This window comes from Lentzea sp. NPDC006480, from assembly GCF_040611995.1.
GTDB lineage: Bacteria > Actinomycetota > Actinomycetes > Mycobacteriales > Pseudonocardiaceae > Lentzea.
This window is the reverse complement of record NZ_JBEXPJ010000278.1, coordinates 1-6,792: the sequence shown is the minus strand read 5'-3', so window position 1 is coordinate 6,792 and position 6,792 is coordinate 1. Positions and strand designations below refer to the sequence as shown.

The following is a 6,792-nucleotide window of genomic DNA, read 5'->3' as shown; positions in this document are numbered from 1 at the left end:
GCTGCTGGCCACGCCTCGCATTCAGGTGTCCACCCCGGCCACGCAGGTGATGCTCAAGGCGGGGATGGCGGGAGAGCTCCACTCGCTGGTCCGCGGCAACGACTGGACGCCAGTGCGTGGCATTGGCGCGCACATCAAGGGCACCAACGGCAAGTCGCAGGGCGTGGTCCCGTTCCTCAAGGTGGCCAACGACACCGCCGTCGCCGTCAATCAGGGCGGCCGTCGCAAGGGCGCTGTCTGCGCGTACCTCGAAACCTGGCACATCGACGTCGAGGAGTTCCTCGACCTGCGCAAGAACACCGGCGACGAGCGCCGCCGCACGCACGACATGAACACCGCGAACTGGGTGCCGGACGAGTTCATCCGCCGGGTCCGCGCCAACGGCCAGTGGACGCTGTTCTCGCCGGACGAGGTGCCGGACCTGCACGACGCGTTCGGCGACGAGTTCGCCGAGAAGTACCGGGCGTACGAGCAGAAGGCCGCGAACGGCGAGATCAAGGTCTTCCGGCGGCTCCCCGCCGTGGACCTCTGGCGGCGGATGCTCACGATGCTGTTCGAGACCGGGCACCCGTGGATCACGTTCAAGGACCCGTGCAACCTGCGTTCGCCGCAGCAGCACAGCGGTGTCGTGCACTCGTCGAACCTGTGCACCGAGATCACCCTGAACACCACGGTCGACGAGGTCGCGGTCTGCAACCTGGGCTCCGTCAACCTCGCGCAGCACGTGACGGCCGAGGGCATCGACCACGCGCGGCTCGAGAAGACCGTGCGCACGGCGGTTCGCATGCTCGACAACGTGATCGACGTGAACTACTACACGATCCCGGAAGCCAGGAACTCGAATCTCCAGCACCGGCCGGTCGGCCTGGGGCTGATGGGGTTCCAGGACGCGCTGTTCACGCTCGGCACGCCGATGGCGAGCGCGGAGGCCGTCGAGTTCGCGGACCGCAGCATGGAGGAGATCAGCTACTACGCGATCAGCGCGAGTGCCGAACTCGCCCAGGAACGCGGCGCGTACCAGTCGTTCGAGGGATCGTTGTGGAGCAGGGGGATCCTGCCGATCGACTCCGTGGAGATCCTCGCGGGCACGCGCGCGGAGGGTGAGCTGGAGCAGAACCGCGAGTCCACGATGGACTGGGACGTCGTGCGCGAGAAGGTCCGCCGGGGCATGCGGAACTCGAACGTCATGGCCATCGCGCCGACCGCGACCATCGCCAACATCACCGGCGTGAACCAGTCGATCGAGCCGCTGTACCGCAACCTGTACGTGAAGTCGAACATGTCCGGCGACTTCACCGTGATCAACCCGGACCTGGTGCGGGCGCTCAAGCAGCGCAAGCTGTGGGACGAGCAGATGATCTCGGACCTGAAGCTGCACGACGGCAGCCTCGGCGCGATCGACCGGGTGCCGCCGTACCTGAAGGCCTTGTACGCCACGGCGTTCGAGATCGACAGCTCGTGGCTGATCGAGGCCGGCAGTCGTCGCCAGAAGTGGATCGACCAGGCCCAGTCGCTGAACCTCTACCTGGCCGCGCCGAGCGGCCGCAAGCTCGACGAGCTGTACCAGCTGGCGTGGGTGCGCGGGCTGAAGACCACCTACTACCTGCGGACGCAGAGTGCCACGCACGTGGAGAAGTCCACGTTGCAGGGCACCGACGGCAAGCTCAACGCCGTCTCCCCCGTCGCCGCCGACCCGTCCTGCTCCATCACCGACCCCGACTGTGAGGCTTGCCAGTAATGAGTGTCGAAGCAGGCGCGGCACGTGTGTCCGTCGACGACAAGGCGATGATCAACTGTCGCGCCGACGTCAACCAGCTGCTGCCGCTCAAGTACCACTGGGCGTGGGACAAGTACCTCAACGGCTGCAACAACCACTGGATGCCGACCGAGGTCTCGATGCAGGCCGACATCAGCCTGTGGAAGTCCAAGGACGGCCTCACCGAGGAAGAACGCCGCATGATCAAGCGGAACCTCGGCTTCTTCGCAACGAGCGAGTCGTTGGTGGCCAACAACATCGTGCTCGCGGTGTACCGGCACCTCACCAACCCCGAGTGCCGCCAGTACCTGCTGCGCCAGGCCTTCGAGGAGGCCGTGCACACGCACACGTTCCAGTACATCTGCGAGTCGCTCGGCCTGGACGACGGCGAGCTGTTCAACATGTACCGGGAGATCCCGTCCATCACGGACAAGGCCGCGTGGGCGCTGCAGTTCACCCAGCACCTGGAGGACCCGGAGTTCAGGACGGGCACGCCCGAGAACGACCAGGCGTTCCTCAAGGACCTCGTGGCGTTCTACGTCGTGTTCGAGGGCATGTGGTTCTACACCGGCTTCGCGCAGATCCTGTCGATGGGCCGCCGCAACAAGATGGTCGGCATCGCCGAGCAGTACCAGTACATCCTGCGCGACGAGTCGATCCACCTGAACTTCGGCATCGACGCGATCAACCAGATCAAGATCGAGAACCCGCACCTGTGGAACGACGTGTTCCAGAAGGAGGTGCGGACGATGCTCGCCGAGGGCTGCGAGCTGGAGATCGCGTACGGCCGCGACACGATGCCGAACGGGATCCTCGGCCTCAACGCCGGCCAGTGCGAGCAGTACATGCGGTTCATCACCAACCGCCGGTGTGCTCAGCTCGGCCTCGAACCCGTCTGGGAGCCAACGGAGAACCCCTTCCCGTGGATGTCCGAGATGATGGACCTCAAGAAGGAGAAGAACTTCTTCGAGACGCGCGTGATCGAGTACCAGAACGGCGGCTCGCTGGAGTGGTGAACTACCGGTCGCGGTAGGCGACCTGCCCGGCGAGCGCGCACAGTTCGTCGTGCCACTCGTCGCTGATCGCCGCCTCGCCGACCGCGGTCCGCGCGACCCGCACCAGGTCGGCGATGTGGTCCTCCACGGCGTCCACCGCGCCGGAGGTCACCAGGTGGTCGCGCAGCTCGTCGAACGCACCCCGTTCGACGAGCGCGCGCACCTCCGCGTTGTGCCGCATGGCCAACGAGATCAGCAGCGTCATCTTGTGCTGCTGGAAGTCCAGGCCCGCGGGCTTGCCAGAAGCCGTGCTGGAGCCGAACGCGTCGATCAGGTCGTCGCGCAGCTGGAACGCCTCCCCCAGCGCCTCGCCGTAGACGGCGAACGCGGGCGCGAGATCGGCACGACCCGCGATCAGAGCACCTAGCGTCAACGGCCGCTGGATCGTGTAGCGGCCGGACTTCACGACCGCGATGTGCCGGGCCAGCACCGGATCCGCGGCGAACTCGGCTGCCGCGATCACGTCGAGCGCCTGACCGCCGCACAGTTCCGCGCGCATCTCGCACCACTCGCGGGCGACCTCGGCGCCGAAGCCCGCCATCAGGCCGTCGGCATAGGTCCACGCGAGGTCGCCGGCCAGGATCGCCAGCGCCTCGCCGTAGCGGCGTGACTCGCCGCGCCAGCTGTTCTTCTTGTGCTCCAGCGCATGCCGGGCGTGCACGGTCAACGAACCGCGCCGCAGGTCGGAGTCGTCCATGACGTCGTCGTGGATCAGCGCGCCGATGTGCAGCAGCTCCACGGCCATCGCGGCGGGCACGGGAGCGGCTCCCGGGACGCCACCGGCTGCCAGGAACCCGGTGAGACAGAACAGCGGCCGGAGTCTCTTGCCGCCGGCGCGGGCCAGGGACGCGATGTCCAGCACGGGCAGGGCGCCGCGCGGGTCCGGGTCGGCCCGGCGGGCGGCTTCCAGGGCGAGGTGGTCGGCCAAACCCACCTCGACGTCGCGCAGCAGCGCGGTCAGTTCGGCGCGTGCGGGGGTCGCGGTGAAAATGGGCGCGGTGGTCATGCGGTAATGATGAGGGCACGGGTCAGTGCGTTGTCAACGCGCTCTTCGATATGAGACGACGTCGTTTACCCGGCAAGGTTCGGGCATTTACGCTCGAAGACCACTCACTGCCGGATCGGATGGATGCTGCGCATGGAAATGCCGGTCTTGGACCGTTCGTACCCCGTTCGACAGAGTCCCCACTACCGTGCCGTCAAAAACTCTTTCCACAGGTGGATGGGCATGCACGGCCCCTATCGAACCGCTGCCGAGCAGGACTCATTTGCAGCCAAAGAGTACGTCTATCTGGCGTCGATCGCCTTTCCTGCCTGCGACGAGAGGACGCTTCAGGAGTTCGCGGGCATCTGCGCGACGATGACGGAACGGGATGACGACTGGGCGGATCACTGGAATCCGCTGATCGCCGAGATTTGGACAGGACTCGCGTCGCACACCGACCCGCGACAGATGTCCCGGTTGACCGAGGCCGTTTCGGCGTATCGCGAAGGATGCGTCGAACACGAACAGAAACTAATCCAAGGTGACATTCTGCAGGACGTCGAAAGTTATCTCATTTCGCGTCGGCGGACGGTCGGCCAGCTCATTGACCACGTGCTGGTCGAAATCAGCCTCGGGATCGACATCGGTGATTCCCTGACAGATCCCCTGATGAGCGAGCTGGTCAGGTGCGACGTCGAGCGGGTGATCGCCTGCCAGGACGTGCTGTCGTTCCCGAAGGAGCTGCGCGACGGGGACCAGGAGAACCTCGTCGCGGTCATCGCCGCCGAGACGGGCTGCACGTACGAGGACGCGATCACCCAGGCGTGCGTGTTCTTCAAGGACGCCAACGCTCGCACGGACAAAGCGGCCGACGCGGTGCTCGCGTCGGAGCTCGGGAAACGCCGGGACGTCCGGCAGTTCGTCCGAGGCCTCAACGACTTCGTGGCCGGGCTGATCGAGTGGACGTCCTGCTCCAGCCGCTACACGGGCCGGCCCGCCAGCACCTGGACCACCCCGACCGTCGAGTACCGACCGGAGGACTGACGTGATCACCGCTCCCGGAGGCCTGCCGCTCGCGGGCCACGCGCTCGACCTGCTGCGCCGCCCGCTCGAGTTCCTCACCGAGCTGCGCGAGCTGGGCGAGGTGGTGAAGTTCCGCATCGGCCCGCTGGAGACCTATCTGCTCACCAGCCCGGACGCCGTGCGCGAAGTCCAGATCACGCAACGGGCCGCGTTCGGCAAGGGCGGGGCGGTGATGGACAGGTCGCGCGTCGTCGTCGGCAACGGTCTCGCCACCGCGGACGGCGAGGAGCACCGCAAGCACCGGAAGATGATGCAGCCCGCCTTCCACCACACCCGCATCGCGGGCTACGCCGAGATCATGGCCGCACGGGCGGCCGAGCGGGCGGCGTCGTGGCTGCCCGGCACGGAGATCTCGTTGTCGGACGAGATGCACGCCGTGAGCGCGGACATGCTGAGCCGCACGCTGATCACGTCCGGCGCCGACGTGTCCGAGGTGCTCTCCACCGCGGTGCCGGAGCTGGTCGGCGGGCTCGGCCGGCGCATCCTGCTGCCGTTCGACTGGGCGCACCGCCTCCCGCTGCCGGTGAACCGGCGCTACGACAAGGCGAAAGCGCGGCTGGGTGACCTGGTGCACCGCACGATCGCCGAGTACCGCAAGCAACCCGATGACCGCGGCGACCTGATGTCCATGCTGCTCGCGGCGCGCGACGAGGACGGCGCGCCCATGTCCGACGAGGAGCTGTACGACGAGATCATCACGATCATGATCGGCGGCGTCGCGACGACCGCGGAGACCATCGTGTGGATCTTCCACGTGCTGGCGAGCCATCCGGACGTCGAGAAGCGACTCCAGACGGAGGTCGACGAAGTGCTGGAAGGGCGCACCGTCACCTACTCCGACCTGCCACGACTCGAGTACATGAAACGGGTGATCGCCGAGGCGCTGCGCCGCTATCCGCCCGCCTGGATGGTCAGCAGGCGGACCACCCGCGAGGTCGAGGTCGCGGGCGAGCGCATTCCGGCCGGGTCGGACGTCTTCTTCAGCCCGCACGTGCTGCACCACGACCCGCGCTCGTTCCCGCGGCCGTACGAGTTCGACCCGGACCGCTGGCTGCCGGAACGCGCCGGCGAGTCGCCCCGGCACGCCTACATCCCGTTCAGCACCGGGTTCCGCAAGTGCATCGGGGACGCGTTCGGGCAGACGGAGATCATGACCGTGCTCGCCGCGGTGGCAGCCAGGTGGCAGCTGCGGCAGGTCGGTGAGCCGGTGGCCAGGTGCGACCTGACCTACCGGCTCAAGGAGTGCGTCATGCGAGTCGAACGGCGCTAGGCAGCCCGTCCCGGCTCGCGACCGGCCACCGCAGCGGGTCGGGGCCGAGCTTCACCAGTTCTGCGATCTGCAGCTTCGACCACGCCGAGACCTCGCGCGTGCCGTCGAGGACGCTCGCGGCGAACTCGGCCCACGGCACGCGTTCGGTCGAGTCGACCTCGTCCGGGTTGGGGTTCGGCTCGTCGTCGGAGAGCACCCGGAACACCGGGCACATCTCGTTCTCGACGACGCCGTCCATCTCGGCGCGGTAGCGGAAACCGGGCAGCAGCAGCTCCGGCTCCGAGCACTTCATGCCGAGCTCGTCACTCAGACGGCGCAACACGGCCTCGGCCATGTCCTCGTCCGGCAACGGGTGGCCGCAGCAGGTGTTGGTCCAGACGCCGGGGAAGGTCTTCTTGTGCAACGCCCGGCGGGTCAGCACGGTGTTGCCCGCCGAGTCGAAGACGTAGCTGGAAAACGCCAGGTGCAGCGGGGTGTCCGCGTGGTGCACGACGGCCTTGTCCTCGACGCCGATGGCCGAACCGTCCTCAGCCAGGAGAACCACCTGTTCGCGGAGAAGGTCCTGCCGATCACCCGCTACCGGCCTGGTCTCGCCAACTACCCCAAGGTGTCGGCCGCGCTGCAGCAGGCGACGGCGGACGTG

The 6,792-nt window shown here is 67.3% G+C and carries 6 protein-coding genes; 4 read left to right on the top strand and 2 right to left on the bottom strand.

Annotated elements, in window-relative coordinates:
- Together ABZX92_RS44560 and ABZX92_RS44555 are read left to right on the top strand one after the other, a co-directional pair.
- Window positions 1–1,738, top strand: a 1,738-nt coding sequence (locus ABZX92_RS44560; RefSeq protein ID WP_355572047.1) for a ribonucleoside-diphosphate reductase subunit alpha, incomplete at its 5' end; no start/stop codon positions are given.
- Window positions 1,738–2,772, top strand: a complete 1,035-nt coding sequence (locus tag ABZX92_RS44555) for a ribonucleotide-diphosphate reductase subunit beta (protein WP_355572045.1) — start codon at window positions 1,738–1,740, stop codon at window positions 2,770–2,772. The genes ABZX92_RS44560 and ABZX92_RS44555, both read left to right, overlap by 1 nt.
- Window position 2,773: 1 nt before the next feature.
- On the opposite strand, the gene ABZX92_RS44550 is transcribed toward ABZX92_RS44555, so the two are convergent.
- Window positions 2,774–3,817 (bottom strand): polyprenyl synthetase family protein, encoded by a 1,044-nt coding sequence (locus ABZX92_RS44550; protein ID WP_355572044.1) that lies wholly within the window; start codon window positions 3,815–3,817, stop codon window positions 2,774–2,776.
- Window positions 3,818–3,940: 123 nt separating this feature from the next.
- On the opposite strand from ABZX92_RS44550, the gene ABZX92_RS44545 reads away from it, so the two are divergent.
- Window positions 3,941–4,840, top strand: a complete 900-nt coding sequence (locus ABZX92_RS44545) for a terpene synthase family protein (protein WP_355572042.1) — start codon at window positions 3,941–3,943, stop codon at window positions 4,838–4,840.
- Window position 4,841: 1 nt separating this feature from the next.
- A complete protein-coding gene (locus tag ABZX92_RS44540; RefSeq protein ID WP_355572040.1) occupies window positions 4,842–6,149 on the top strand; it encodes a cytochrome P450 in 1,308 nt (435 codons plus the stop codon).
- Here the strand turns inward: ABZX92_RS44540 and idi are convergent.
- Window positions 6,127–6,693 carry an isopentenyl-diphosphate Delta-isomerase gene (gene idi / locus ABZX92_RS44535; protein WP_355572049.1) on the bottom strand — a complete coding sequence of 189 codons (567 nt, stop codon included), beginning with the start codon at window positions 6,691–6,693 and terminating at the stop codon, window positions 6,127–6,129. The genes ABZX92_RS44540 and idi overlap by 23 nt on opposite strands.
- Window positions 6,694–6,792: the final 99 nt, after the last annotated feature.

Coding starts and splice junctions, on each gene's coding strand:
- ABZX92_RS44550 (WP_355572044.1), bottom strand. CDS start 3,817: ATGACCACCGCGCCCATTTTCACCGCGACCCCCGCACGCGCCGAACTG.
- ABZX92_RS44555 (WP_355572045.1), top strand. CDS start 1,738: ATGAGTGTCGAAGCAGGCGCGGCACGTGTGTCCGTCGACGACAAGGCG.
- ABZX92_RS44545 (WP_355572042.1), top strand. CDS start 3,941: ATGCTGCGCATGGAAATGCCGGTCTTGGACCGTTCGTACCCCGTTCGA.